The 26,229-nt window shown below is 39.2% G+C and carries 22 protein-coding genes and 1 riboswitch; of the genes, 11 read left to right on the forward strand and 11 right to left on the reverse strand.

Annotation, left to right across the window (positions count from 1 at the left end):
- The first annotated feature begins 28 nt into the window (after positions 1 to 28).
- The 4 genes from ID12_RS04300 (at position 29) to ID12_RS04320 (ending at position 6,218) form a co-directional block, all read left to right on the forward strand.
- Complete coding sequence (locus tag ID12_RS04300; protein WP_035703969.1) at positions 29 to 1,282, forward strand: MFS transporter; 1,254 nt, start codon at positions 29 to 31, stop codon at positions 1,280 to 1,282.
- Positions 1,279 to 3,606 carry an FtsX-like permease family protein gene (locus tag ID12_RS04305; protein WP_050826778.1) on the forward strand — a complete coding sequence of 776 codons (2,328 nt, stop codon included), beginning with the start codon at positions 1,279 to 1,281 and terminating at the stop codon, positions 3,604 to 3,606. Before ID12_RS04300 ends, ID12_RS04305 begins: the two co-directional genes overlap by 4 nt.
- Before the next feature lie 13 nt (positions 3,607 to 3,619).
- Positions 3,620 to 4,381, forward strand: a complete 762-nt coding sequence (locus ID12_RS04310; protein ID WP_017368394.1) for an ABC transporter ATP-binding protein — start codon at positions 3,620 to 3,622, stop codon at positions 4,379 to 4,381.
- 658 nt (positions 4,382 to 5,039) lie between these two features.
- Positions 5,040 to 6,218 (forward strand): response regulator aspartate phosphatase, encoded by a 1,179-nt coding sequence (locus ID12_RS04320; RefSeq protein WP_050826779.1) that lies wholly within the window; start codon positions 5,040 to 5,042, stop codon positions 6,216 to 6,218.
- A gap of 93 nt (positions 6,219 to 6,311) precedes the next feature.
- Here ID12_RS04320 and ID12_RS04325 read toward each other — a convergent pair whose 3' ends face one another.
- From ID12_RS04325 to ID12_RS04345, 5 genes are all read right to left on the reverse strand, one after another.
- Complete coding sequence (locus tag ID12_RS04325; protein ID WP_008347382.1) at positions 6,312 to 7,160, reverse strand: PRD domain-containing protein; 849 nt, start codon at positions 7,158 to 7,160, stop codon at positions 6,312 to 6,314.
- A 31-nt stretch (positions 7,161 to 7,191) separates the two neighbouring features.
- Complete coding sequence (locus ID12_RS04330; protein WP_025208280.1) at positions 7,192 to 8,658, reverse strand: glycoside hydrolase family 1 protein; 1,467 nt, start codon at positions 8,656 to 8,658, stop codon at positions 7,192 to 7,194.
- 4 nt (positions 8,659 to 8,662) lie between these two features.
- A complete protein-coding gene (locus tag ID12_RS04335) occupies positions 8,663 to 10,522 on the reverse strand; it encodes a beta-glucoside-specific PTS transporter subunit IIABC (protein WP_046527530.1) in 1,860 nt (619 codons plus the stop codon).
- Between the two features lie 330 nt (positions 10,523 to 10,852).
- Positions 10,853 to 11,806 (reverse strand): hypothetical protein, encoded by a 954-nt coding sequence (locus ID12_RS04340; protein WP_035390045.1) that lies wholly within the window; start codon positions 11,804 to 11,806, stop codon positions 10,853 to 10,855.
- A 111-nt stretch (positions 11,807 to 11,917) separates the two neighbouring features.
- Complete coding sequence (locus ID12_RS04345; RefSeq protein ID WP_041092663.1) at positions 11,918 to 12,811, reverse strand: hypothetical protein; 894 nt, start codon at positions 12,809 to 12,811, stop codon at positions 11,918 to 11,920.
- Between the two features lie 182 nt (positions 12,812 to 12,993).
- Here ID12_RS04345 and ID12_RS04350 point away from each other — a divergent pair, with 182 nt between their 5' ends.
- Positions 12,994 to 13,545 (forward strand): PadR family transcriptional regulator, encoded by a 552-nt coding sequence (locus tag ID12_RS04350; protein ID WP_017368401.1) that lies wholly within the window; start codon positions 12,994 to 12,996, stop codon positions 13,543 to 13,545.
- Positions 13,546 to 13,549: 4 nt separating this feature from the next.
- Positions 13,550 to 14,038: a DUF4188 domain-containing protein gene (locus ID12_RS04355; protein WP_046344840.1), complete on the forward strand. Its 489-nt coding sequence runs from the start codon at positions 13,550 to 13,552 to the stop codon at positions 14,036 to 14,038.
- A gap of 10 nt (positions 14,039 to 14,048) precedes the next feature.
- On the opposite strand, the gene ID12_RS04360 is transcribed toward ID12_RS04355, so the two are convergent.
- Positions 14,049 to 14,672: an NUDIX hydrolase gene (locus ID12_RS04360; RefSeq protein WP_048001214.1), complete on the reverse strand. Its 624-nt coding sequence runs from the start codon at positions 14,670 to 14,672 to the stop codon at positions 14,049 to 14,051.
- A 169-nt stretch (positions 14,673 to 14,841) separates the two neighbouring features.
- Between ID12_RS04360 and ID12_RS04365 the strand changes: the two genes are divergently transcribed.
- Positions 14,842 to 15,048 carry a helix-turn-helix transcriptional regulator gene (locus ID12_RS04365; protein WP_025208285.1) on the forward strand — a complete coding sequence of 69 codons (207 nt, stop codon included), beginning with the start codon at positions 14,842 to 14,844 and terminating at the stop codon, positions 15,046 to 15,048.
- The gene (locus ID12_RS04370; RefSeq protein ID WP_050826780.1) at positions 15,045 to 15,725 is read left to right on the forward strand and encodes a DUF3169 family protein; all 681 of its coding nucleotides are present in this window, start codon (positions 15,045 to 15,047) and stop codon (positions 15,723 to 15,725) included. Before ID12_RS04365 ends, ID12_RS04370 begins: the two co-directional genes overlap by 4 nt.
- A 47-nt stretch (positions 15,726 to 15,772) precedes the next feature.
- Here the strand turns inward: ID12_RS04370 and ID12_RS04375 are convergent, their stop codons facing one another.
- Positions 15,773 to 17,119 (reverse strand): amino acid permease, encoded by a 1,347-nt coding sequence (locus ID12_RS04375; RefSeq protein WP_050826781.1) that lies wholly within the window; start codon positions 17,117 to 17,119, stop codon positions 15,773 to 15,775.
- A 162-nt stretch (positions 17,120 to 17,281) separates the two neighbouring features.
- A riboswitch (glycine riboswitch) is annotated at positions 17,282 to 17,361 on the reverse strand.
- A gap of 276 nt (positions 17,362 to 17,637) precedes the next feature.
- On the opposite strand from ID12_RS04375, the gene ID12_RS04380 reads away from it, so the two are divergent.
- From ID12_RS04380 to ID12_RS04390, 3 genes are all read left to right on the forward strand, one after another.
- The gene (locus ID12_RS04380; RefSeq protein WP_024720466.1) at positions 17,638 to 18,654 is read left to right on the forward strand and encodes a LacI family DNA-binding transcriptional regulator; all 1,017 of its coding nucleotides are present in this window, start codon (positions 17,638 to 17,640) and stop codon (positions 18,652 to 18,654) included.
- Between the two features lie 648 nt (positions 18,655 to 19,302).
- The gene (locus ID12_RS04385; protein WP_007497314.1) at positions 19,303 to 20,484 is read left to right on the forward strand and encodes an MFS transporter; all 1,182 of its coding nucleotides are present in this window, start codon (positions 19,303 to 19,305) and stop codon (positions 20,482 to 20,484) included.
- A gap of 18 nt (positions 20,485 to 20,502) precedes the next feature.
- Positions 20,503 to 21,405, forward strand: a complete 903-nt coding sequence (locus tag ID12_RS04390; protein WP_050826782.1) for a shikimate dehydrogenase — start codon at positions 20,503 to 20,505, stop codon at positions 21,403 to 21,405.
- Positions 21,406 to 21,452: 47 nt separating this feature from the next.
- On the opposite strand, the gene ID12_RS04395 is transcribed toward ID12_RS04390, so the two are convergent.
- The 4 genes from ID12_RS04395 to ID12_RS04415 all read right to left on the reverse strand — a co-directional run bounded on the left by ID12_RS04395 (position 21,453) and on the right by ID12_RS04415 (position 26,137).
- The gene (locus ID12_RS04395; RefSeq protein ID WP_050826783.1) at positions 21,453 to 22,652 is read right to left on the reverse strand and encodes an MFS transporter; all 1,200 of its coding nucleotides are present in this window, start codon (positions 22,650 to 22,652) and stop codon (positions 21,453 to 21,455) included.
- Between the two features lie 282 nt (positions 22,653 to 22,934).
- Positions 22,935 to 23,411, reverse strand: coding sequence for a YxiF family protein (locus ID12_RS04400; protein ID WP_050826784.1), 477 nt, complete (start codon positions 23,409 to 23,411; stop codon positions 22,935 to 22,937).
- Between the two features lie 674 nt (positions 23,412 to 24,085).
- On the reverse strand, positions 24,086 to 24,448 hold the full coding sequence (locus tag ID12_RS04410) for a hypothetical protein (protein WP_046527526.1): 363 nt from the start codon (positions 24,446 to 24,448) through the stop codon (positions 24,086 to 24,088).
- A gap of 30 nt (positions 24,449 to 24,478) precedes the next feature.
- Positions 24,479 to 26,137 (reverse strand): ribonuclease YeeF family protein, encoded by a 1,659-nt coding sequence (locus ID12_RS04415; protein WP_080987764.1) that lies wholly within the window; start codon positions 26,135 to 26,137, stop codon positions 24,479 to 24,481.
- Positions 26,138 to 26,229: the final 92 nt, after the last annotated feature.

The following is a 26,229-nucleotide window of genomic DNA, read 5'->3' on the forward strand; positions in this document are numbered from 1 at the left end:
CGGTCGGTCTAAAAGGAGAGTGATTTTCATGTCGTTATCAGCCAAAAATGGCTCCACCCATTTTATCTATCTCGTTCTCGGGCAAATTATTTCCGTTTTCGGGTCTTCCTTGATTCGTTTTGTTCTATCTTTACACGTCTTGGATATGACACATCGTGTTGATTTATATGCTCTGCTTTTCGCTTTATCCAATATCCCGCTCCTCCTTTCGCCATTAGCAGGAGCAATTGCTGACCGGTTTAACAGAAGAAATTTGATGATTTTATTTGATGTTCTTACTGGCATTATGATTCTGGCTTTTTATTTCTGGTTATTTTCAGGTCATGATTCACTTTATATGATTGGAGCCGTCATGATTCTCCTTGGTGTCATGAGTACGTTTTATGCTCCTGCTGTGATGTCCAGTATTCCTCAGCTAGTGAAAGAAGACAAATTAGAACAAGCGAATGGCATCGTGAATGGCGTGCAGGCCCTTTCAGGTGTTGTCGCTCCTATCATTGGCGGCGTTTTATACGGACTCATTGGGAGCCAGGTCATCATAGGTGCTAGCAGCATTGTATTTTTTCTATCAGCATGCATGCTTTTACGGTTAAATATCTCTTTCTCACCTAGCCCACTCGCAGAACCGATGACCAAAGTACTCTTGAAAGATATGAAACAAGGATTTTCCTATATCGGAAGCCAGCCATTTTTAAAAAGAGCCATGCTGCTTGCAGCGCTGCTAAATTTCATCCTCACACCATTTTTTATCGTTGGAGGTCCCATTATTTTAAGGGTCACAATGAAAAGCAGTGACATCATGTACGGAATAGGAATGGGTATCATTGAGTTTGCCGTCATCGCAGGCGCCCTGCTAGTTGGGCTTGTAGCGAAACATTGGCGCATTCCTACTTTGTATCGCTGGCTGCTCGTCATCGCAGTCATTTTGCTGCCTGTTGCTTTTTCAACATCCAAGATGGCTCTTCAATTTGGTACATTTCCAGCCTATTTTCTCTTTTTAGCAGGGTGTCTCCCAATTGCCATGCTGCTCACCATGATTTCGATCGTTGTCATCTCACATGTGCAAAAGAAAACACCCAATGCTCAATTAGGAAAAGTCATGGCCAATCTGACAATGGTCTCTCAATGTGCTGCACCGCTCGGTCAAATGATGTACGGGTTCTTGTTCAACACTTTTTCCGCCAGCATGTATGTGACCGTGTTAATCGTCAGTGCCTTGATGTTTGCACTTGCCTTCCTTACAAAAAATATGCTTCGACATGAAGGAGAATCAGCCTCATGAGATTGACGTTTATCAAGAAAGACCTAACCCGCCACCGTCTCATTTCAATCGGCTTAACCCTTTGCATCATGATGACATCATTTTTAGCAACAAGCGCTGCGCAAATGACGGTCCAGCTGAATGGTTCCATTTCTGATCTACTCCAATCAGCCAAAGCACCAGACTTTGTCCAAATGCACGATGGCAGCTTAGATGAAAAAGCGGTCGATATATTTTCAAGTAAACAGTCGATGGTAAAGGCACATCAAATTGTTCCAATGATTCCGATCGAACACGTCAGCATCAAGTTCGGGCAGGAGCCTGCTCAAGCGGGTGTGATGGATCATTTATTTGTAAAACAAAATCGCTATTTTGATTTTCTTTTAAACGAACGAAATGAAAAGCTCACTGTAAATAAAGGAGAAGTAGCAGTCCCTATTTATTTTCAACAAAAATACCACTTAAAGATTGGCGAAAGGTTACTCATTACAAAAGGCTCTCATCAATTCTCTTTTCAAATCAAAACGTTCTTACGAGATGCCCAAATGAATCCAAGTCTTGTCAGTTCAAAGAGATTTCTTCTGCATGATGCGGACTGGGCGGCACTGAATCAAGTGTTTCAAAAAAAGGAGTACTTAATTGAATTTTTATTGCATGATGCTGGTCAAGCAGATGCTTTTCAATCACTCTATCAATCATCTGAGCTGCCACAACAGGGGCCTGCTGTCACATTACCCCTGCTTCGCATGCTGAATGCCCTAACAGATGGTATGGTGATCGCCATTCTCCTTCTTGTCTGCTTTCTACTCATTAGCATTTCTCTCCTCTCTCTTCGTCTCGCTATGACCGCCGCTATAGAAGAGGATGAACGTGAAATTGGAATCTTAAAAGTACTTGGAATCCCTTTATCAAAAATCAAACAATTATACGTTGGGAAATATGCTGTGCTTGCCTGTATAGGGTGTATAGCAGGATATTTAATGACGCTCATGTTTGGTGATTTGTTTACAGCCAATATTCAGCAATATATGGGGAATCGCCTCTCTTTTATTCATCAGGTGATCCCGCTTTTGGTATCAATTTTGACGGCAATGATCGTCATCTCATTCAGCTATACTGTCCTAAGGAGATTTGGTCAAATATCAGCCGCTCAAGCCATTCAAGGCGGCATAAGCTCACCAAGCCGTAAAAAACAAATTCCTATGCACCTCCAGAAAAACAGATTCCTCCCAGTCAATTTTTGGTTTGGTTTGAAAGATCTGTTCTCGCGAATAAAGGTGTATTCAACAATTACCTGTATTATTGCGCTTTGTACATTTTTAATGTTAATGCCGATTCAGTTATGGTACACATTACAATCACCCGATTTCGTCACATATCTTGGCTCAGGAAAAAGTGACCTTCGAATTGATATTCGGCAGGGAAACCATTTAGAGAAAAGTACAAATAAAATAGAGTCTATGATTAGCGTAGACCAAGACATTCAAACATCTGCCGTCTATGAAACAACTTCTCTACAAGCCAAAACAATGGAGAATACACTAGAAACGCTCTATTTAGAAACAGGTGATCTATCAGCATTCCCTCTCACCTATTTACAAGGAAGGGAACCGTTGAAGGAGGAAGAGATTGCTTTATCGGTGTTGAGTGCTGCCTCACTTCAGAAAAAGATAGGCGAAAAAGTCACTCTCGCCACAAATGGACAGCAAGTTCAAAAAATGGTTACCGGCATTTATCAAGACGTCACCAACGGAGGGAAAACAGCTAAAGCATTATCTCAGCCTTTTCCGCATTCATCCCTTTGGAAAACCATTCAAATACAATTAAAACAAGGAATAGATATGGCAGGAAAAAAAGCAGCACTTGAAACAAATATATCTCCTGCAAAAGTGACGGATATGAAAGAATATGTGCATCAAACAATAGGAAGCACCGCATCTCTAGTAAAAGTGATTGCATTATTTTCAACCATCGCAGCTTTTGGAACAGCCAGCCTCATGTTAATAATGTTTCTGCACATGTTAAGGGCGAAAGATTTAAATCGTACTCACTTGTTAAGGACGATTGGTTTTTCTCAAAAAGATTTAACCTATCAATACTTAACAAGTTTTATCGTCGTTCTCTCTATTGGTGCCTTCATTGGAGCAATCGCTGTTCATACTATTGGTCCGGCGTTGATGAGTGCAGGCGGCGCATCATTAGGAGCATCCAGCCTTCAGTGGTTAGCCCCGAAATGGGTTTGGATCGTGTATCCTCTCCTGCTGTTTATGGTGAATTTAACTGTCATCTCGTGGTTATTGAAGTCCTTTTTTTCTAGTAAAATCAGCCGTCATACACTTTCATAAGGAGATGTTTCACATGGAACAATTAATTGAAGCGAAACAATTGTCTTTACAAATTGATTCATTAAAAGGACAAAAACAGACCATTCTTAGAAATATTCACTTAACCATTAAACGTGGAGAATTTGTCACCATTATGGGACCTTCAGGGTGTGGAAAAACCTCTTTGCTTTATCAACTTAGCGGTATAGAGACATCCTCCAGAGGAGAAATCAAATATAAAGGTCAACTGCTATCAGAAATGACAGACAAACAGTTAACAGCTTTGCGCTTATCAGAGATGGGATTCGTCTTTCAACACAGCCACTTACTAAAAAACCTCAATCTATTTGATAACATCATTGCTGCAGCTTACTTAGCGAAGAAAATGCCGAGAAAAGAAGTCAATGAACGAGCAAAATATCTAATGGAGAAACTTGATATTGATCATTTAGCTGATAGATATTTATCAGAAGTATCAGGAGGACAGCTCCAAAGAGCCTCTATCTGTCGAGCTCTTATGAATGAACCAAACATTCTTTTTGCCGATGAGCCCACAGGTGCTCTTAATTCAAGCACCACAAAGGAAGTCATGGATATTTTTTCACAAATCAATTCTGAAGGAACAACTTTGCTTCTCGTCACCCATGATCCAAAAGTGGCCCTTTGCTCTGAAAGAATTTTGTTTATGAATGACGGTGAAATTTCAGCCCATTTAAATTTAGGAAAATACGATCGCTTCACCGCTGAGAAACGAGAGGCCTTGTTAAACAAGTGGTTACAAAACTTAGGGTTTTAATTGGTGTCAAACAGGCAGCTTTCTGCCTGTTTTATTTTTTCTTACACTCAAAGGAGTAATCCATAGTCAAACTATTTGTTTCTAGTATGATTTTGCCGTCTTCTTGTTGACAAGATTCTGTCAGCAACTCAATTTCTTTGCTATAAAAGTATCTCTTTGAGATATAAAGAGTGACTAAAACAAGTAAAAGCGTCGTCATCACAATTGTCATTTGCCAGTTTAACATTTGAAATCTTTTTTTCATTTCAACATCCTTTCTGAAAGGTCAACACTTGTCTCGGATATTCACCTTTCTCAGTAACTACCAGTTTCTTTTCCAAAATCATCTAGCAACATCATAACTGATTTTCCCTTCTAGATCGACCTTTCATTGTTCTCCTCTCATAGCTAAAATAGCTTTATTTCATATATTCAGATGGTATTTTCGACCATAAACTTAAAACTAATAGTATCTATCACGTTTTTAGACTTCCAAAAAAAGATTTTACTCATTTGAATAAACAATCAATCATCATTACAATAACGTACATCTCATGACATAAGGTCCTTTTTATTACCTCCTGTCAATCACCTCCCAGAAACGATTATATTTTACCAAAAATTGTGATATCGTTTTTTATTGAAACAGGCGAAAGGATGTTAAAGAGGTGAAATTTCCATGAAAATCATTTCAGCTGAACAGGTGGGGAATCGTTTAAATGATTGGCGAATTGCCATTCGTAAGCATGATGTACACAATGCAAAGACAATCTACACAGAATTAAAGGAATTACTTCAAGAGATGGAAGAGAATCAGGAGGTCTTGACCTACTATTCATTGCTAGAAGGCAAGTTTAAGCTCATGTTATATGAACGAAGGGGTAAAAAACTGAATGAACCGACAGTGCTAGAATACCCTTCTAAAACAAACGACTTAATTGAATACTATTTTTACCTATATAAAGCCCTTTACGCTTCATATAACAGAGACTATGCATCAGCCATCGGACTGTTTAAAATTGCTGAGAAAAAACTACAAAACATTCCTGATGAAATAGAAGTAGCAGAATTCCATACGAAGGTCGCAAACCTATATATGATGCTTCGCCAAAGCCTGATTTCACTTCATTATATTCAGAATGCCATCGATATTTTCAAAGGTCATGATGGCTATGAAAGAAGACTGGCAGCAGCTTTTGTGATCGCAGCCACCAACTTCATGGATATTGGCGATTTCGAAAGAGCTGAGAATTACTACACAAAAGCATTACACATCTCAAATCAATTAAACGATCATTTTTTAGCATCACAGCTTTATCACAATATCAGTATTCTATATGCCGAAGTTGGAGAATCAAAAAAATGTATTGATGCCCTAGAAAAGGCTCTTAGTGATGATGACTACCTTTCATCTTGTTATTTCGAACACTCCATGTTTATGTTACTAAAAGAGCTACTCTCCATTGATGAAAAGTCGCAAGCTCTCTATTATTTTGAATTAGTCAAACAAAAACAAGAAATAGACAGAAACCCCATCTATACAGCAAAAATGAATTTTCTCTATCACCTATATTTCACTGAAGACATATCCAAAAAAGCTCAAACCTGTTTCGATGACATCAGTATTCTGAAAGAATTAAAGGATGTTGAAGGTGCCCGTGAATTAAGTGCACTAGCTGCCAAACACTTTGAAGAGCTAGGTTCAATTCACCAAGCATACCTCTTTTTGAAGGATGCCTATCAATTAGAACACACTACACTTAATTGGAGGAATTATGATGAAAAAAGTGAGTTTACTCATTTTCGCTTTAGCCATCGTTGTTTTCGGACAAACGGTGTCTTACAATTCGTTAAATGATACAAATCTTGGCCCAACAGAACGACCTATCGGAACATAAACCTATACAATACAAATAACCACTTGCCTCATTACAAGGCAAGTGGTCCACATTTATTTTAGTTCTTGATAAGAAATGAGGCGGTGAATATGTACCGCCAGATACGTAAGTTCGTCATTTGGAATAACAATACTATGCACCTGTTTAATATAATCTTTGATTTTGAAAGCTACATCCATCGCTTGAGGATACAAGTGTGCAATTTGTTCAAACAACTCATTTTCTTGATCTGATAATAATTTATTTGCGTAAAATCTTTCAACAAAGAATTTCACATGTGTAATAAATCGGCTGTAATGAATATTCTCTTGATCCATTTTCATATTCAACGTATAGCGGACGAGATTCACAATACTTCCAATCATCTTGGCATACTTCATGCCATCTTTAGAATCGGACTCTTCACCTAACGCATTAATTAAATGGAAGGCGATATTGGCCGCTTCTTCCTTTGGTAATTGTATGCCCAATGTATTGTTGACTAACTCAAGCGCATAATTACCTACTTCAAATTCTTCGGTATAGTAGTTTTTGATTTCCCAGTATACTCGATTTGTAATATTAATATTCTTCTTGTGCCGTTCTACTGCAAAATTCAAGTGGTCCATCAAGGTAAAATAGACACCAGAATTCAGACTCGAGTTTAAGCGTTTTTCAGCATATTGAACAATATGCTGAGTTAAATCGATAAACTCTTGTGGCATTGAATCTAATAGTTGGAGAAATTCCTTCGCTCTCATGTTATCGACAGACATAAACACTTGATCTGCCTTCTTTTCTTCAATCATTTGACCTGGTTTTTGTCCATAACCAATCCCACGGCCGAATAGAACCATCTCCTGTTGGTTCTGATCTTCAGCCAGAACCACACTCGAGTTTAAAACTTTTTTGATTTTAAACATCGTCATCACCTGTTTTCATGATTGTGGTTTTTCAATCAAGCGATTCACCATTTGTTTCAATGACCTTTTTGTACCAATAAAATGAGTCTTTACGAGAACGTTTTAATGTACCGTTTCCATCGTCATCTTGATCTACATGAATGAACCCGTATCGTTTTGACATCTGTGATGTACCTGCACTAATAATATCAATTGAGCCCCAGCTCGTATATCCGAAGAGGTCAACGCCTTCTTCCACCGCTTCTCTCATTTGGCGGAAATGCTCTTTGAAATAGTTAATACGATAATCATCGTGAATTGATCCATCACTTTCAACAACATCTTTTGCACCCATGCCGTTTTCTACAATGATCAGTGGTTTTTGATAACGATCATATAATTCTATTAAAGAAATTTTCAGACCAACCGGATCAATTTGCCATCCCCAATCAGTAGATGGAAGGTAAGGATTTTTGACCCCACGGATGGTATTTCCATCCGTTTTTTCTAATCCTTCATCAGCTGATTCAGTTAAAGACATATAGTAGCTGAACGAGATAAAATCTACTGTATTTTCTTTTAAAATAGAAAGATCATCTGATTCCATTTGGATATGAATGTTTTTTCTCTCAAGCATGCGCTTGATAAGCGGAGGGTATTCACCAAATACCTGAACATCTGCATAGAAATAGTTTTCTAAGTTTTGTTTCAATGCCCGCTCCACATCATTCGGATGACAAGTGTGCGGATACGTTGTTAATTTTGTCAGCATACACCCTACTTGACTGCCTGGTATGATGCGATGACAATCTGCTGTTACGAGTGCAGAGGCAATGAATTGATGATGGAGTGCTTGATAAACCGTCTCTTCCTCTTTCCCTTCTGGGCAGCGATCAGGAATAATTCCTGCTGTAATAAAAGAGTGGCGGTGAATACTATCTATTTCATTAAAGGTCAGCCAATATTTCACATCATGTTTATAGCGTTCAAAACATACATTGGCGAACTTAACAAAGAGATCAACGACTTTTCTTTCAACCCAGCCATTATATTTCACGCTCAGTGCTAACGGCATTTCATAATGTGACAGCGTCACAATCGGTTCTATGTTGTGTTTTTTCATTTCTGCAAATAAACGATCGTAAAATTGGAGTCCTTTTTCATTTGGTTCTTTCTCTTCTCCAGTTGGGAAGATACGGCTCCATGCAATAGAAATGCGAAGAGTTTTAAAACCCATTTCAGCAAATAGAGCCAAATCCTCTTTATAGTGATGATAGAAATCAACACCTCTGCGTTTTGGATACTTTTTATCATCTGGGTCTTTCATCGCTCGATCTATATTTTCAGAAGTAACAGCTAGATGCCCTTCATAATCTTCTACACTCAAATTAGAACGGTACATCGCAATATCAGCAACAGATGGGCCCTTTCCATCTACATTCCAAGCGCCTTCTGCTTGGTTGGCGGCAATGGCGCCGCCCCATAAAAATCCTTTTGGAAAACCTTTTATTGTCGTCATATGTTTAGCCTCCTAATTGGGTGATAACCATCAATGTATCTTGGCGATTGACCTCTTGTAATGGCTGTACCTTAATATCATATTGATCTGTATTCGTGATGACAGCAAGCGTAACTGGATCGTATCCTGCTTCCATGATTTTTTCTACATCAAATTCAATGAGTAAATCCCCTGCTTGTACACGATCTCCTGCCTGCACTTTTGGATAAAAATACTGTCCTTCCAACTGTACAGTATCAATGCCAATGTGGAATAATACTTCCACCCCTTTGTCCGTTTTCATACCAAGTGCATGGTTTGTTTCGAACAGCAAGGTGACCTCACCTTCTACTGGTGCATATAGCGCTCCTTCTGAAGGAACAATGGCAATTCCGTCTCCCATGACCTTTGAAGAGAAAATATCATCTTTTACTTCAGCTAGAGAGATCATTTGACCAATCACAGGGCTTTTGAAAGTTTCCCCTGCTCCAATTTGTTCAGCAAATGCTTCTTGATCATTTGTCTTTTCTTCTACTTTTTTATCCTTACCTAATACAAAAGCAGCGATAAAAGCAACAACGAAGGAAATGACAGCTCCAATGACAGCAAACATTAGATTTCGTGGAAGCTCATCTGATATAAACATCGACATACTTGCTAATCCAGGACCAACTAGTACAAAGGCTTGTATACCAACTAATCCAATGAAGATCCCGCCAACAAACGAACCAATCATGACACTTCCAAGTACGCGTTTATTTTGAAGTGTCACACCATACAAAGCAGGCTCTGTGATGCCAAAAAATGCTGAAATTCCTGCCGAAATGGCTGTTGATCTGAGTACCTTGTCTTTCGTGCGTAGTGCCACTGCGAAACAAGCTCCACTTTCCGCAATATTATGCGCAAGGGATGCTGGTAAATAAAGTGCTTCTTTCCCGAGGTTCCCCATCGTTGTCACTGCATAAGGGACCATTGCTTTGTGCATGCCTGATGCAACCATAAACGGGAGTACCGCTGCTAAAATTGCAACAGCTACCCAGCCTACTGTATTAAACATCGCAAGAATAACGGATGAAAACCCTTGTCCTGCTGTAAAACCAAGTGGTCCTAATAACAGTAACGTAACGGGTACAGTAATGACTAATGACATCATTGGGACAAAGAAAATCCGAATTGGTTTTGGTGAAAATCGTGTGAAGAATTTTTCCATTTGAGCGTAAAGCAATACAGAAAGGATTGCTGGAAACACTTGATACGCATAAGCTATATTTTTTACGTCGAATGACATTAATTGCGCACCTTCAGTAAGCATGGCTGTCATGTTCGGAAGAAGGAGTGCACCGACTGCTGATAATGCGACCAGTGGGTTTACCTTTAGTTTATTTGCCGTTGTGACAGCGACTAGTAATGGCAGGAAGTATAGTGGTGCGTCACCCACCATGTTCAGTATTTGATAGGTTTGGCCTTTTGCATCCACCCATCCTAATAAAGAGAAGAGGAGAAGAAATGATTTTAAAATCCCTCCGCCTGCGATAGCCGGAACAAGCGGCTGGAAGACACCCACAATGAAATCTAATAGAACTGTGCCTGCTTTTCTTTTTTCTTTTGGCTGATTGGATGGCATGCTTTGCCCAGACGAGCTGCCGCCCATTAAATTTGTTACCTGTTGATACACTTCAATCACGTCATTCCCAATGACCACTTGGCATTGTCCTGACATTCTGACAGCTATGACACCTGGTGTTTTTTCTAATGCTGGTACATCTGCTTTTTTCTGATCAATTAGTGTGAAGCGAAGTCTTGTTGAGCAGTGTTCAAGGTGCGCAATGTTTTCTTTACCACCTACATGCTGTAAAACATCTTTGGCGACTTGTGTGTAATCCATTTTTTCTCCTCCTTTTCTCATACATGAGACCTATATTTTGGCAATAAAAAAAGGATCTAAAACGACAAATTAAAGAAATTCATCGTTTTTAGATCCTGCCTGCATGACCAGTCACATGTCTAATTTATTTATATTGGATTTGTTTTTAGTATATATTGATTATATGAAAGCGTCAACATTTATTTTTCTGAAATTTATTAAGGTCTATATACCCAAAATACTTTTCTTTATTTACTTAAAGCAACTCTTTTGTTCCTTCTATCATCAATCAACAAAATGTTTCTCCATAAAAAACCAGATAAGTTGATTCACTCATCTGGTTTAAGATGCCTATTTTCTCTTTTCTTCTGCTTTCTTTTTAAATGCTTTCGCTTGTTTTTCATATTCCTTTTTCGTGACAGCTTTTAACTCTACTGAATCGCCTGTCATGATATATGGTCTAGGGAGTTTTTTAAATTCCTGATACGTGAAAGCTTTTATCTCTATAGTACCGTTAGTCTTTTTAATTGGCAGTTTGATTGATTTTGCATCTCGATCAGTCGAACCTATAATGACACCTCGTTCAATTATAGGATCGTAGCTCATGTCTAAATAGTCTCCACCATCAGTTTCGCCCCCGACTTCTAATTTCATTTCTTTATAGGGCTTACAACCATCTTCAGAAACAGTTGTTATTAGAAAAGAGCCGAGCCATCCATTCTCAATATGCATGCTTTCCACTTGTAAAAATAGTTGTTTGTCCTCTGCCGTATATAGAAAACCATATACCTTCGCCACTTTATCCCTGAAGTGTCTCATATTGTCATAAAATCTAGTTTCTGAAGTATCAACTAGATGTTGATGTCGAACTTGAAGTTTTTTGTGATACGAATCTAGCTTTTTTCGATTGATTGCTTTATATATTCTGCTTTTTTTATCACCTTGTTTTTTCACAGATAGGTCTTTACCGGACATTTGAACTTCGTATATGATTGTTTCTTTGCCTTGTTTGACTCGAAATTCATAACCGTTTTCCTTTGAACTCCCGGACACTACATATTGTTTTTTATATATTTTGGGATCCCACCATATTTCTTCTATATACTTTTCATTCAAATGCCCCGTTACTTTGCCTTTATTCTCAGATATCTCAAACCAGCTCATTTTATCCTTCGTTTTATACGCAAATGCATAGGCATGATTCAATGAATTCTTTTGTGCGATTGCTTGATATGCTGTCCAGCCGCCTCCACCTAAGACGAGTACTGCCAGGATAGACACGACCCACATTTTCAATTTACTCATAGGTACCTCCACTAATATATGATTTAAAATATCTTCATGATCCCTATTTATTCAACTAAATTCTGATCGCCCTGAAATGCCATTCACAACAATCATCTGTTCCAACACGATCTACTTTTGCCATTCTTTCGCCTTCTTTTTGAATGCTTCCGTTTGTTCTTGATATTCCTCTTTCGTGACCGCTTTAAATTCTATTGTCCCGCCTGCCATTTTAAAAGGAAATTTAATGTATGTTGCGTCTCGGTCAGTTTCCCCTAAAATAAAACCCTTTTCAATTGCAGGATAAGTACTCAAATCAAACATCATCCCATCTGAAACTCCACCTGCTGTATGTTTCGTTTCTTTATAAGGTTCACCACCATCTCCTGGAACCTTTCTCATTAGAAAAGAACCTGCCCATTCAGACTGCATATACATTCGTTTTACTTTTAAAAATAGTTGGTATGAACCATCCTCTGCTGTATACAGATAACCATAAGCGCCTGTTACTTTCTTAATGAAGTTTCGTACATAATCATGAAATCTATTTTCCGTGTCATCCATCAGTTTCTCATATCGAGTATGAATGTCCTGTTGAACAGCACGTAGGTTTTTTTGATCAACTGCTTTGTATGTGATGCTGTGCTTTTCACCTTGTTTTTTCACAGAAAGATCTTTTTCGGCAAGGTGAACTTCATATGTGACCGTTTCTTTCCCTTGCTTCACATAAAATTCGTAACCGTTTTCAATTGATTTTCCGGTTAATTGATATTTGTTGATAAATAGATTGGGATCATAATGCCTTTGCGGATTTTCCTCTAAAATGGTTTCGTTCAGCTGGCCTGTTACTTTTCCGTTTCTCTCCGTTACCTTGAACCAGTTCACACGATCATGAGTCTTATATGCAAAGGCGTAGGGATGATTCAAACCACTCTTTTGTGCGATTGCTTGATAGGCTATCCAGCCGCCTCCACCAATCAGTAGTACCGCCAGAATAGTCATGATCCAGATTTTCGATTTACTCATATGTCCCCTCCAAACTATGATCGTTCACTCTATATGAAGGATTCATCTCATTGATTAACAAATCAGTGATCTCTTCACCTCCTTTCTAGCATTTATTTTTTTCTCATACCTCTTGTATCTGCAGTTATACATCGTTTATTATATATCTAAATGATATATCTTTTAGATAGGTGTGTTAATCAATGAAAAAATACAATGATACGACGTATGCGATTTTGGGGATTTTAACGACAGATTGTAAGTCTGGGTATGAAGTGAAGCAATTAATTGATAGGAGCTTGCATCACTTTTGGAAAATTAGTTATGGACAAATTTATCCAGCTTTAAAGTTAATAGTCGAGGAAGGGCTTGCGAAGGTTTCACCCACTTCTACAACTGGCCGCTCAGACAAGCGGGAATATCATCTAACTGAAAAAGGGCTGGACACGTTGAGGCAATGGCTGGCGCAGCCGCTCGATCAAGTACCATCAGAACGAAATGAGGTGTTATTAAAGTTATTTTTTGGTCAATATCTTTCGTTTGAGAAAAAATTGGTGCTTTTACAGGATTATGAGAGGCAGCTCCGTATCCGTTATGAGACATATGTTGCGATTGAACAAAACATTCAAGAGCTGTATCCAGATGAAGCTGATGCGAAGTATTGGCTGTATACGTTAGATTACGGAAAGAAAGTGGCGCAGGCTGGAATTGATTGGTGCGTGGAGACCTGTGAATCAATGAGGAAAGAAGGGTGAACAAATGAAAAAAAATATACGTGCAGGCAGGTATACAACAGACAATTCTGAGCCAATTGTTGTGTTCATTATCGGAATGAGAATCAATAAACGCTGGGCTGTCCATCAATGGCTGCCAGTATTTAAGGCGATGCCGGGGATGATCAAAGAACTTTATACACATCAAGAAGAACTTGGTTTTCTCGGGACAGAAAATTACTTCGGTTTACGCACCACCACCATGATCCAATATTGGAAATCAACAGAGGACCTCCTTGCCTATGCCAAGATGGAGAAGCATTTGGCTGCTTGGAAAGGATTTAACCAAAGAGCACGAAATAATGACGCGGTCGGAATTTATCATGAAACGTATCAAATTCAAGCCGGCTCATATGAATCTATCTACGTGAACATGCCTTCATATGGATTGAGCAAAGCTAAAGCACCCATCCTAATTGGAAAAGGGAAAGGAAAAGAAACCGCAAAAGAACGCCTTTCCACAACAAATTCCTAGAGCTGGTTCTCTAGGAATTTCTTTTTGCAACCATCACAAAATGTTTTAATATGCGGGCAGTTAATCCCCAAATGGTGTAACGATTGTAATCATAAAACCACTCTTCAATCGAACGACTCCCCCAGCTGTATTTTTCACCATTCATGATTTTTTCATAAGGAAAGTCCTCTCCTGGTGTTGGCTGCACCGATACATGGTGTAAGTACGGTTCGTATTGGCTGAGCCATGATAGAGGCACAGTAAAGGTCTCCTCTACTTCTTCTTGATTAAAGGAATGTTTGACCTGCTGTTCATCAATAATCCCGACAAATGGATATACCACAAAGGATGGTGAGGCAATATAAGGGCTGAGCTGCCCTAAAACCTTGACGGATTCGGGCGGAATTCCTAGTTCTTCATATGTTTCCCGCAGTGCAGCTTCTTGTGCGGTTTCCCCACCGTCGAGTTTGCCTCCTGGGAAGCTAATATCGCCAGGCTGTTTTCTCATCGTCAGTGATCGCACTTCAAATAAAACATGCCATTCCCCGTCTACTTGCACCAAAGGGACAAGGACTGCCGCTTTGAACGCTGTCTCTTCTCCAATAAATAGCGGCTGTGATTGATGTAAATCACTTTTTAATTGATCAATGAACATGGGCATCACCTATTTTCTGTTTCTCTTTTCTTTAGCGTATCATTGATTCCCTTTTGAATAAAGGCGATCTTTTGACAATTATTTTTATCATTTTGACAACTATACTTGTCAAAATGAATATAATACTTTACAATCAAGATAACATTTTGATCAGAGTTGAGGTGACAGAATGAAAAATCGGCTAAAAGAGCTGCGGGCGCGTGATGGTTTAAACCAAACGGAGCTTGCGAAACGGGCAAAGGTTTCCCGCCAGACGATCAGCTTAATGGAACGAGATGAATTAATGCCGTCTCTCTTACTTGCTATGAGGCTTTCACGTATTTTTCAAGAACCCATTGAACAAATTTTTCTATTCGAGGAGGATGAACTCACATGAAAACTGTATACAAAATGCTCTTAGGTGCTCTCCTTGGTTTTCTCGGTGCTTACTGTTTGCTGGCTGCCGAATTTGAGCTGACACTTCTGCAAGCTGCATTTGAAGCGACTCTTGTCATCACTGGCTTGACAGTTCTATTCATCATTTATTGTTTTTCAGGCATTTCACGCATGAAGAAAAGAGTCTCTCTTTCAGTATCTGGTGATGAGGAAGATGAACTAGAGGTAAAACAGTACCGAACCTTTACTGATGTAACGTTAGCTAATACGGTGAGTACCATTTTATCGATTATTGCAATTGGAATTTCCATCGTAACCGAGCAGCCACTCTGGCTGATTCTCGCAAATGCTGCCTTATTTTTGATCACCGTCATTCTTTCTTATGTATCGATCTCTGTCCTAAAGCTCGTCTATCCTAATCGTCACCTACCTAGTCCAACTGATAAAGATTATGGCAAAAAACTGCTCGCCATTTCTGATGAAGGCGAAAAGCATGTGATGCTCGATGGGCTTTTTCACACTTTTCAAATGATGAATATTTTATTGACTGGTGCCATGTTTATTTTGATTGTCTATTCTCTTGGCGCCAATCACTCTCAGCTCTTCTCTATCATCGTCGTTGGACTTGTTCTAATCATTCTTAATGCATACTATATGTTGAAGATTCGAAATCGTTAAATAAGCAAAAGCACAGCCATTTAAAAAGGCTGTGCTTTTTTCGTTCATTATGCTGAACGGCGTTTCTTTCGTGCATAAATCAAAAATAGAAACCCAAACCATACGGGTGTCAATAACAGGGCTGGACGTGTTGCATCAGCGAAAAGCATGATGACAAGAATGGCAGCAAAGAGCACAAGAACCGCTATATTCACAAAAGGTGTAAATGGTGTTTTAAAGGTAGACGCCTTATGCAGTTCAGGACGTGTTTTCTTATATTTCAGATGGCATATTAAAATAATACTCCATACCCAAATGAAACAAATGGCACTGATCGTTGTCACAATACCAAAGGCTTGTTCAGGAATCAGCTTGCTTAAAAGAGCCCCTACTGACACCACAATCGTCGACACAAACAGGGCATTACTTGGAACAGCATGCTTATTTAGACGGCCAAAAGATGCCGGTCCTTGTTTTTGATGACTGAGATTATACAAAATTCGGCTCGTTGAGAACATACCGCTATTACAAGCAGACGCCGCAGATGTCAGGACGACAAAGTTGATGAGTCCCGCCGCTACTGGTATCCCAATGAGTCCAAAGGTTTTCACAAAAGGACTTTCTGATGCACTGAGTTCTGTCCATGGGTTGATGCATAGTAATACAAAAATCGCACCTACATAGAAAAAGAGAATTCTTAATGGAATTTTATTAATCGCAGACGGGATATTTTTTTGCGGATTCGCTGTTTCTGCTGCTGACACACCGACAAGTTCCACGCCCACATACGCAAAAATCACCATCTGGAATGACAATAAGAAGCCTGTCACACCATTTGGAAAGAATCCTCCGTGTGACCACAGATTCGTTACCGTCACGGGCCCTGCATCTGTTTGAAAACCAATGATTAACAGGACAATTCCAACGCCAATCAACAGTAATATCGTAATCACTTTAATAAGTGCAAACCAAAATTCCATTTCTCCAAAAAGCTTCACCGTTAATAAATTAAATCCTAGCAAAATCAATAAACAAATAATAGCAGGAATCCACTGCGGAATATCAAACCAATACTGCACATACACCCCGACCGCAATAACATCTGCCATCGCTGTCATAATCCAGCAAAACCAATACGTCCATCCTGTCACAAAGGAAGCCCATGGTCCAAGATAATCCTCTGCTATATCCGTTAAAGATTGATAGCCCGCCTTAGATAAGAGCAATTCTCCAAGTGCCCTCATGACAAAAAAGATGGCCATTCCGACAATTAAGTACGCAAAAATGATCGATGGTCCTGCCAATTGAATAGCCTTTCCAGACCCTAAAAACAGCCCCGTTCCAATCGTTCCGCCAATGGCAATTAATTGAACATGACGGTTTGATAAATCTCGCTTTAACTCTTGTTGTGCCAATTTCAACACCCTCCTACGACACGATCCTATACTGAAATAATAAACTCACAAAAAGTCCATAAAAAAAGAGATTGGATGCGCTCCAATCTCACGGTCATAAAAGAATAGCAAAATAGAGAAAAGCAATACACAGTATGATCCATGCATCACAAATACAATATTTCGTACTCTTCTGTCCTTTTGCCTGAGATTGTGAACCCTTCGGCGCCGCACATACATGCGGTCTCTCCAGAAGCTGCTCCTGCCATAGTGTGACCCACAGCAATCATAGCCTTCGATATTTACTTTAAATGTTGCTATTTCTGAATAATTTTATATTTTACGCCTCTAAAAGAAAGCTGTCAATGGTAATCTTTTAAGATGTTGTTTCCTCCTTATCTGAAGCTGATATGACATCACTTCATCAACACCCCTTGATTAAGGTATAATGAAACAAAGAATGTTCGGCTCGTTTGGTGGAGACATCCATCTTGATGATGAACCATAGTTAGGCAATCCAATGAAGTTGGTGAAGACAAATGAAAAAAATGAACAAACAGCGTGTGACATTACAAGAAGTCGCTCGGCATGCCGGTGTATCGACTTCAACGGCCTCACTCGTTGTTCGCAACAACCCTAGGATCTCTGAAGCCACCCGGAAAAAAGTGCTGCAATCCATGGAGGATTTGGGATACGTGTACGATCGCGTCGCTGCCAATATGCGGTCGAAAAGTTCAAATATTGTGGGTGTGATCGTCACGGATATTTCAAACACCTTTATTTCTGAATTTTTAATCGGTGTGCAAACCACCCTTGAGTCACTTGGCTATACCGTTTTACTTGGGACAACCTTTGATAGTGTGGATAAGCAGGAGCGGCTCATCTCCACAATGGTAGAGCACCGAGTGGGTGGAATCATCTTAAATCCAGCATCGAAAAGTTCGACACGAACGGTCAAACAATTAAACAACATTCGCACGCCAAAAGTATTGGCAAATCGTGAATTAGCAGATGTCCATTGTGATTATGTCGGTGTTGATTATGAACAAGGCACTTGGATGGCGGTCCGTCATCTTCTTCAAAAAGGGCATCGCCGCATCGCTTTCTTAGGTGGAATCAAATCCTCCTCGACTTGGATTGAACGGATGAAAGGGTTCAAAAGAGCCCATGATGATGAGGACCTGACGATGGATGAATCTCTTATTATCGATATGGTGCCTACCCGTGAAGGCGGGAAAGAAGCCCTTGCCCAAGTGATTGACCTTCCCGAACCACCTACTGCTATTTTTTGCTTCAGTGATTTAGTGGCGTTTGGGGTGATTCAAGAATTGGCAGCGCGTGACATCAAGCCTGGTGAAGACATTGATGTAGTTGGGTTCGATAACATCCCTGAAGCGGAGATGTATCACCCGCCGCTCACCACAGTCTCATCATTTCCACGATCCATTGGAGTCAAAGCAGCCAACCTTTTGTATCATAAAATGAACGAGCAGGATGAAGAACTGCAGCGATTGATATTAAAGCCTCAACTTCATATTCGAGAAACCTCGACATGATCATGAAAAGGAGAATTGCAAAGCGATTCTCCTTTCAGATTGTTGACAAAGGGCTAAAATGAACTTTATTTTAGCCCTTTGTCTTCTTTTCAGCGTGATAGAAAACCTTTGCAGTCTAGGAAGGACGAGCACCGGAGCAGAGCGAATTTGACATTCGTGAGCACCGGAGCGCAGGACTGACAAAGAATGCGAGGGTTTGTCTACACGCTGAAAGGAGAATTGCAAAGCGATTCTCCTTTTTTTATTGAGCAAGTCAACTATTTCTTTATTACATTTTTCTTTTTTTAAATCACAAAGTCATAAACTTGACACATTTTATACACAGGAGTATATTTATCTCGTTGCTTCTTTTAGTATATCGTTATACCTTTTGTGAACATATCGTTATTTATGATATCAACTACAGTTAAAGATGGATCTTTTGATTCTGATCAAATCGAGGAAGTCCATCAACTTATGATAACTGTTTTTATTTTTAATTATTTAGTAGAACGATGTACTTATTTGAAGAACAGATGAATATTCATTATTTTTTCATCAATCACACAAGGGGTGTTGTGATGGACTTAATATTATTTACGTTTAAGGAAATAACAAAGGGTAACAAGAATTTGGCCCGAACAGGGTTTCAAATATAGGAGTGGGAACATGAAAAATCCATACATTAAATCATCACTTGGCATGTACTTAAACTATTTCATGCTAGGCATGATCAATATTATTGTGGCATCAAACATGGAAAGCTTATCTGAACGCTACCATGTAGATATTCCAAAAATCAGCTTGCTTGTATCAGCAATCGGTATCGGTAAATTAATTGCTCTCTTTTTCTCTGGCCGGCTGGCAGACAGCTGGGGGCGAAAACCTGTCATTATTACAGGTAACTTTCTCTACTTATTATTCTTAATTGGGATTCCAACAACGACCAATTATACATTGGCTTTCATTTTTGCCATTTCCGCAGGGATTGCGAACTCATTACTTGATTCAGGAACATATCCTGCTTTGACAGAATCATTTCCTAAAAAAGCAAGTTCAGCTTCTGTTTTAGTAAAGGCGTCTGTATCAATTGGTGCGACTGTTCTTCCATTTATCTTGGCATTCCTTATTGCACATGACATCTTCTGGGGCTGGGCATTCTTTGGTTTAGGACTTCTCTATTTACTTGTAGGCATTTACTTGATCTTTATGCCGTTCCCAAATCATAAGCAAACGGCTTCTCAAAACGATCTTCCCGTTCAAGAGCAAATGAAGGAAGAACCGAAAATGTTTGGTGAAGGTTTAGCTGTTGTACTTATGGGATTCACGTCTACTGCATTATTTGTTGTATGGCAAACTTGGCTTCCACAGCTCGGATTGAAATTGATTGGGCTTGGCTCAGGACAAGCGACACAGCTTCTTTCTTATTTTAGTATTGGTGCACTCGTATCTGTTCTATTGCTTTCAATCGTATTAGATAAATTCATTTCACCGATTATGGTCGCCATTATTTACCCAATCGGGGCATTCCTTGCCATGCTTTCACTATTTCAAATTGAAACGTACGGCATTGTCATTGTTAGTACCTTTTTCTTAGGATTATTTACAGCCGGCATTTTCCAGTTGGCGATGAGTATTATGATGAAATTATTCCCTACAAACAAAGCAACGGCTTCATCATATGTCAACATTGCGGCAAGTTCAGCGTTTATCCTTGTTCCGCTGATTACAAGCGGACTCGTTAGCACGTACGATATTAAAATGACTTTATTCTTCGATATGATCATTGCGGTCATCAGCGTATTGTTAGCAGTCTTTGTTTTACGACGCATGAAAAAATTGTTTAGATAATTAAAGGAGATGTCAATCATGACAAACATACACGAACGTAATATTGATGGAAAAACAAAATTAGTCGGTCTTCTTGCAACACCAATCGGGCACAGCCTGTCACCACGGATGCACAACCTTGGCTATACACTAACAGGAATCAACTATGCTTACCTTGCTTTTGAGGTAGGAAATGATGAACTAGAAGCAGCAGTAAACGGGATGAAAGCGATGGGTGCAGCTGGATTTAACGTATCCATGCCGAACAAAATGAAAGTACTTGATTACTTAGATGAACTAGATGATTCTGCAAGACATACTCGCGCAAGCAACACAGTTGTGAACAAAGATGGCAAGCTGGTTGGCTACAACACAGATGGTCTTGGTTACGTAAGAAACTTAATTGAACATGGCGTTGAATTAGCTGGACAAAAGGTTACACTCGTTGGATCTGGCGGCGCTGCAACTCCGATTGCCATTCAGCTTGCACAATCAGGTATTCGTGAAATTAGTATTTTTGCTCGTAATGACCAATACTTTGTTCAAGCAGAAGAAAATGTAAATTACATCAACAACGAAATGAAATCATTCGGTGTCAAAGCGAATATCTTCCCACTTGAAGACAAAGACGCTTTCCGTCGTGAAGTAGCTGAAAGTGCGATCTTAGCAAACGGGACAAGCCTTGGCATGAAACCATTAGATGAGCTCAGCATTATTGACGATACCCTTGATGTATTACGCAAAGACTTAATCGTGACAGATGTCGTCTACAACCCGCAAAAAACAAAACTTCTTGCTCAAGCACAAGAAGCTAGTGCCAAAACGATTAACGGTCTTGGCATGATGCTATGGCAAGGTGCCCTTGCGTACAAACTGTTTACTGGCGAGGATATGCCAGTTGAACAAGTGAAACAAATTCTATTTGAAAATGACCGTTTCTAAACGAAACATAGAAAAAAGACGACCTCCGCTTTGGAAGTCGTCTTTTTTTATTCGTGTATCATAATCCGGCGATATCGATTGAGGATATACATCGCGCCGATGATCGCAACAACAGCGACACCCGCATCAAATATAAAGATTTGCAAAATCGTCGAGTGGGTTTCGATCAAACCAGTGACGACCGGAATCACAATGGCGGACACTCCGCCTGCTGTTGAGATAATTCCTGTCATCGTCCCTTTGTTTTTCCAGAAGAACTCAGCCATTACGGTTAACGTCAGCTGAAAGACACCCGCTGTTGAAAAGCCCAATACAAATGCATTGACGGTCCCAATGACTGGAGACTTCACGACCAATAGCACACAGATAGAGGCTAATGTAATAATCGGATAGAGTAGCAGCACGGTGACCGGACGAACAATACGGCGCAAAAGAAATGCGAGCAATAAGACAGACAGCAAACCGCCCATGCTATAGTAACTAAGCAGCTTCACAGCACTGCCAGAAGCCATTCCCAATATTTCCTCACCGTACGTAGGCAGCCAAATTTGCGGCAAGGCGTACAGACCATTTGATGTAAAACTGATCACAATCAGTGCGACCCCTTCTCTCCAAAACGTAGGCTCTGATGAGAAGCGCGGAAGTCCATCATGCTCCGTCACCTGAACTTGCTCCACCTTGCGATGATTCGGAAATGGCAATGTCCACAACATCATCACATTCACTAAATAGATAAAAGCAGGTACAAAAAACGCAAATCCATAAAACAGATCATGCTCTGCTAAAAAGAAAATAGCGAGCGGCAGAATGGTCGCCCCAATCGAAATAAACGCCTTCACCATCACATTTGCAGATCCCGAGTTTTGAGGAAAAGCTTCCATTAAAGCCGGATACGTCCCTGCATCCATCGCCGAATTCGCCACCCCTGCCAAAATCGCAAACGCAAACGCGATTTGATAATTCGGAGACAATGGAATTCCAATGAGGAACACCGCCATCAGCACCCCCGAAACCAAAATGACCGGCTTTCGTCCAAAACGATCTGACAGTACGCCCGATAAACCATACGTGAGCACCCTGCCAATACCGAGTGCAGATATCATATAACTTATCCCAGCACTATTTGTATCTAATTGTTTGATCAAAAATGGCATATTAGAAGCCAAAATAATATTGACCATACCTAATAAAAAATAATTGATATAAAGACTAGAAGCCGTTCTCAAATACGGATTCCTATTCCTCATGCTGACACACCCCTCAACACATTGCAATGAAGTGACAAATAATGGTTGCGCTTACAAGATTCATGCGTGAGGAGAAACAGCTTTGCAACCTTCACGTACTTGAAACATCTCATCATTTCATGCAGCTTACATGCCCTTCATTTATCAAGCATCTCTTCAAATTTTCACTAGCTCTTATTTTATATGAATGTGAAAGGTAATGATAGTGAATTGCTTAAATTTGAGGGAAATGGTGATAGAGAAAAATCCCTGTCATTTTTTGAAATGAAGCTTGATCTAAACTCACATTCCCCAAAAACTAAACTCATAAAAATATTCTGTACGCTCTATGCATAATCCAAAATGAAAATCCTCTGCTATTAAAATGAAATCTCCGTATCCACTTAAAAATTTGGTTTGCTCAAGAAGTTGATTTAAATGATGAAACACTTCATCCACATTCACTAAAAGCGCTTCAATTTCATGATCTCGGAAAAAAAGCAATCTCCCTTGTTTAGGAGTCTCTTTTATCCTCCCGACCATTTCATTTAACATTTGTGTAGACTTTTCAATATGCTCTAGATCGTTGTCTCCATGTATTTGACTTTTATGTTCTCTCGATTGCAGGAAAGTAAATACCTTCTGACAAAAAAATTGATTCTCTTCGACCTCCAAAAAAGGGGGTTCTGGAAGTGTCATATAGCTTAATTCGTTTATTAAGTGCTTTCTTCTGCTTTTTCTTTTTAAGGTTTCGATTTTTGTTTTTCCTTTATTATTCATAGGAGCACCTCCACAAGGCGTATAAACATTGCTCTCTAGACATCTCCCCCTTGAAAATTCCACCAGGCTACACGGTGGAATGAACTGATTTCTAGATAACTATGCTTTTTTTCAAAATTTCCGGATATAAATCTAGGAAATCAATATAAATGGGGACTTTGTATAATTACATGTACGTAATAATGAATCTTATGTTGTTTAAAATCCGAATAAAAGTGTAAATTAAATAATCTTGATCAGTATAAAACCAATCAAAGTACTATTTTTGTACCCTCTTCAATAGGATAACTTCTTAATGTATCAATACAAATCTCAAATAATTCAACATCATTAGTATTCAGCAAATCCAATAAAATATGAAACTCATATTCATTGCACTCATTATCGAGACAGTACGCAATTTTTCGCTGCCACTCTATCGGTTTATTGAGTACCTGTTTTGATAGTTCTCCCCAATCGTTTAGGCTAAAATACAAGAGTATCTCACTTACTAGTATTTATCAGCGGATAAAATTTTATCCAGTTCTATATACATTTTTAATGCTCCAATGATGGTTCCACATATTTTGCTTTTTAAGCATTGTTTGGTTTTTATTCATTATAAGACCACCACCATAGAAACGGCAAAACAGAGAAGCAATAGCCTTATTAACCTCGTAGAAATACATACAGTTTTATTTCCACCAGTTATATGTAATTTCTTTTAAATGAAATTCTATAAAATCTATCACTTTGCTATAGTCATCAGAGCTAAACTCCTGAATAGGATTGTCCCAATCTGTATTTTTAACTATTAGAACAAGATAGTTGCCATCTGAAGATAAATCGGGATACCAACCTAAGTCCAATGTTATTGATGATTTCTCATGATAAAGCTGTAACAAACTTTCAGTGAACATAAACCATCTTTCATCTTCTGTTTCTAACTTTCTAGGGTCAATTTCCCAAAAATGATTATAACGGACATTCCAACCTTCAGTTATCCTCAAGGGATGAATGTTTACTTCCGGAATATCAAGTTTCACATGCTTTCTCATCTTTATCCGACCTCTTTGTTAATTTTATAGTTATTTTATTCCTAATTTGTTTAAATACTTATTTAATCTATCACCAGCTATTGGATGACCGTGATACACATTACCACTCGTTAGTTCTCCTCTAATCCAACTAGTAGATTTTCCATTATCATAACCAACAACTTTACCAGTATCATAAATGAAGTAAAAATTATTATTGCCATTATCAATGATATGCCCTCTTTGAAGAGCTTCTTTTTCTATCACTTTATTATTTATTTCAGGTAGGTATTGAGCATTTCGTCTTCCGGTTTCACTAAAACGTTTCGCTTCTTCGGCAGTTCTAGCCTTTAAATGCTTATTATCATGATGAGAATATACTGCACTATTTATCTTTATTCTAAAATCTTTTCTACCATAATAACTTTTATGAGCAATTTCATCATGCCTTTTTGAAATATTAGGTATACCTGAACTCTTTACACCCATCTTCCCATGAAACCCTTTTGCCCCAAACGGCAAAAGCATCCCAAGCGCTGCATTCATACTCGCTTCCTGCTGTTCTTTCGAGATCTTATTTCCAAACATATCTCGGCCTGTGATCGCTTCGCTGAAGCCGTTGGTTGCGGTGAGTCCATATAAGCCTTTTTGAGACGTTTTCAGGGCGTCAAAAGATTTTTGTGATGTCTTGTAAATGTCGACTGCTCTGACTGCGGCTGACGCGGCTTGAGTCGTTTTATAGACGGCTTTTCCTCCTTTGAAAATGCGTCCTGCCCAACCGACGATCGGGATGTAGCCTGCTGCTGCCATGCCACCTGCAGCGACTCGTTGGCCTGCCGTGAGTTCCTCGCCTGTTATTGGATCAATGCCTGTTGCTGCTCGTTTTGCATCATTCACACCGGTTAGCTCATTGACAATGTTTCCCCCATAATCAAGGGCTTTTTCATACCAAGGACGGTTGGCGAGCGCTTCTTGTTCCTTTGCGATCTTGCGGGCTTCTTCTTGATCTTTTTTGATTTTTAGATATTCAGAAGTTTGCTTCTCAATATCGCTTTTTGCCTTGTAGATTTCGCTATTTTGATACGCTTTCTTGTCAAAATTCATAGGCGAAATGGATTTTCCGTCATTTGTGGCATTGATCATTTCTGCGTACAATGCCATTGTAGCCTTCTCCTCAGTCTCTGACAAAGCATATTCATCTTTTAGATTTTGATCAAGTTCTATTAAATCTTTAACCGTTTTCTTCCGTTCACCTTCCGCATCTGCAATCTTTTCGTCAAAGGTTTTACTATCAAATACCTCCAGAGAAATGAGGTCGTCAATATCTTGAAAAATCATTTTGAGTGCCTTTTTTTGATCCTTCACGATGCTTTTGGCATTCTTGATTCCCATATGTACAGCGTTGTCTAAAAAGTGTTCTTCTACAAAGGTGTTGCCGCCAAAGTTTGTATCATCAAGTGTCCCAGAAACACCTTCATGAAAGGCTTTTTGTTTATCAATGAAGCTAATAAACATGTCCACATTTCCGGCGAGTTCTTTGTAGAAGCTTTTAATGTTATCGGCACCTTTTCCAGTGAAGTCGTCACCGAGATTGGCAACACCTTGAAGTGCCTTTTTTAAATCTATCATTTGTTCACGGAGTTCCTGATAGTGTTTTGCCCTTGTATCCATGGCATTGGTTAGTGCTTTTGCATCAAGTATCTTGCCCAGATTAAGCCACTCCCTCCATTATTGATCATAAAGTCTATTTTACCGTGACCTCCAAAACGGAAAAATAGGCCAAATGACATAAAAAATGGAAT

It is taken from the genome of Bacillus altitudinis, from assembly GCF_001191605.1.
Lineage (GTDB): Bacteria > Bacillota > Bacilli > Bacillales > Bacillaceae > Bacillus > Bacillus altitudinis.

Excerpts from the sequence above, each read along its gene's own strand:
- ID12_RS04320 (WP_050826779.1), top strand. The coding sequence starts at position 5,040 with ATGAAAATCATTTCAGCTGAACAGGTGGGGAATCGTTTAAATGATTGG.
- ID12_RS04310 (WP_017368394.1), top strand. The coding sequence starts at position 3,620 with ATGGAACAATTAATTGAAGCGAAACAATTGTCTTTACAAATTGATTCA.
- ID12_RS04340 (WP_035390045.1), bottom strand. The coding sequence starts at position 11,806 with ATGAGTAAATTGAAAATGTGGGTCGTGTCTATCCTGGCAGTACTCGTC.
- ID12_RS04305 (WP_050826778.1), top strand. The coding sequence starts at position 1,279 with ATGAGATTGACGTTTATCAAGAAAGACCTAACCCGCCACCGTCTCATT.
- ID12_RS04360 (WP_048001214.1), bottom strand. The coding sequence starts at position 14,672 with ATGTTCATTGATCAATTAAAAAGTGATTTACATCAATCACAGCCGCTA.
- ID12_RS04355 (WP_046344840.1), top strand. The coding sequence starts at position 13,550 with ATGAAAAAAAATATACGTGCAGGCAGGTATACAACAGACAATTCTGAG.
- ID12_RS04380 (WP_024720466.1), top strand. The coding sequence starts at position 17,638 with ATGAAAAAAATGAACAAACAGCGTGTGACATTACAAGAAGTCGCTCGG.
- ID12_RS04410 (WP_046527526.1), bottom strand. The coding sequence starts at position 24,448 with ATGAGAAAGCATGTGAAACTTGATATTCCGGAAGTAAACATTCATCCC.
- ID12_RS04330 (WP_025208280.1), bottom strand. The coding sequence starts at position 8,658 with ATGACGACAATAAAAGGTTTTCCAAAAGGATTTTTATGGGGCGGCGCC.
- ID12_RS04400 (WP_050826784.1), bottom strand. The coding sequence starts at position 23,411 with ATGAATAATAAAGGAAAAACAAAAATCGAAACCTTAAAAAGAAAAAGC.
- ID12_RS04390 (WP_050826782.1), top strand. The coding sequence starts at position 20,503 with ATGACAAACATACACGAACGTAATATTGATGGAAAAACAAAATTAGTC.
- ID12_RS04300 (WP_035703969.1), top strand. The coding sequence starts at position 29 with ATGTCGTTATCAGCCAAAAATGGCTCCACCCATTTTATCTATCTCGTT.
- ID12_RS04350 (WP_017368401.1), top strand. The coding sequence starts at position 12,994 with ATGAAAAAATACAATGATACGACGTATGCGATTTTGGGGATTTTAACG.
- ID12_RS04385 (WP_007497314.1), top strand. The coding sequence starts at position 19,303 with ATGAAAAATCCATACATTAAATCATCACTTGGCATGTACTTAAACTAT.
- ID12_RS04365 (WP_025208285.1), top strand. The coding sequence starts at position 14,842 with ATGAAAAATCGGCTAAAAGAGCTGCGGGCGCGTGATGGTTTAAACCAA.
- ID12_RS04395 (WP_050826783.1), bottom strand. The coding sequence starts at position 22,652 with ATGAGGAATAGGAATCCGTATTTGAGAACGGCTTCTAGTCTTTATATC.
- ID12_RS04370 (WP_050826780.1), top strand. The coding sequence starts at position 15,045 with ATGAAAACTGTATACAAAATGCTCTTAGGTGCTCTCCTTGGTTTTCTC.
- ID12_RS04325 (WP_008347382.1), bottom strand. The coding sequence starts at position 7,160 with ATGTTTAAAATCAAAAAAGTTTTAAACTCGAGTGTGGTTCTGGCTGAA.
- ID12_RS04335 (WP_046527530.1), bottom strand. The coding sequence starts at position 10,522 with ATGGATTACACACAAGTCGCCAAAGATGTTTTACAGCATGTAGGTGGT.
- ID12_RS04345 (WP_041092663.1), bottom strand. The coding sequence starts at position 12,811 with ATGAGTAAATCGAAAATCTGGATCATGACTATTCTGGCGGTACTACTG.